This window comes from Microvirga sp. CF3016, assembly GCF_036314085.1.
Classification (GTDB): domain Bacteria; phylum Pseudomonadota; class Alphaproteobacteria; order Rhizobiales; family Beijerinckiaceae; genus Microvirga.
This window is the reverse complement of sequence record NZ_JAYGGM010000027.1, coordinates 1-1041: the sequence shown is the minus strand read 5'-3', so window position 1 is coordinate 1041 and position 1041 is coordinate 1. Positions and strand designations below refer to the sequence as shown.

1 protein-coding gene is annotated in these 1041 nt (G+C 72.3%); it reads right to left on the bottom strand.

Features of this window, described 5'->3' with window-relative positions; translation table 11 throughout:
- Window positions 1-1041 (bottom strand): calcium-binding protein (locus tag VB672_RS22555; protein ID WP_329786434.1); only part of this gene is annotated, 1041 nt, incomplete at both ends.

The window sequence follows — 1041 nt, the reverse complement described above, 5'->3', positions numbered from 1 at the left end:
CCGAAGAGGTAATCGTCGCCCTCGTCACCCAGCAGCGTGTCGTCGCCGGCACCGCCGTCGAGCTGATCGAAGCCGTCGCCGCCCTGGAGCCGGTCGTGGCCGTCCTGGCCCGAGAGCAGATCGTTGCCGAGACCGCCCGCGACCGTGTCGGCCCCCAAGCCACCCCAGACGTAGTCGTCGCCGGCATCACCCGCGAGCACATCGTTGCCCTCGCCGCCGTCGAGCTGGTCGTTGTCGTCGCCGCCGGAGAGCTGATCGTCGTCCGCGTCGCCGTTCAGCATGTCGAGGCCGAGACCGCCCGAGAGCGTGTCGGCGCCCGCACCGCCGGTGACGTAGTCGGCACCGGCCTCGCCCGCAAGCAGATCGGCGCCACCCTGGCCGTAGAGCTGGTCGAAGCCGCCGCCGCCGTAGAGCGCCCCGCCCTGGCTGCCGCTGGTGAGCGCGTCGTCGTAGCCGGTGCCGCGCAGCCCCTCGATGCCGGCATAGGTGTCGCCGGCCGCCTCGCCGCCAAGGCCGCCGCCGGTCAGGCTCGCCGTCACGCCGGCGCTGGCATTGGCATAGGACACCACGTCGGTGCCGGCCCCGCCCTGGACCGCATCCGTGCCGGCGCCGCCCAGGAACACATCGTCGCCCTCGCCGCCGTCGAGACTGTTCACACCAGCATCGCCCGCAAGCGTGTCGGCTCCGGCCCCACCCTGCAGGGTGTCGTTGCCGTCGCCGCCGGCCAAGTGATCGTTGCCGTCGCCGCCAGCGAGCGTGTCGTGGCCGAGCGCGCCGTAGAGGCTGTCGTTGCCGGCGTTGCCGCTCAGCAGGTTGTCGCTGGCATCCCCGCGCAGGTCATCGGCGTAGGCCGAGCCGCTCAGCGCCTCGACACCCTGGAACTCGTCGCTGTTCCAGCTGAACGACAGCCACGCGGTCACGCCGGCGGTAGCGTCCTCGTACGACACGGTATCGAAGCCCTCGCCGCCGACGAGCCGGTTCACGCCCGCGCCGCCGTACAATAGATCGTCACCGGCGCCGCCGTTCAGGACGTCGTGGCCG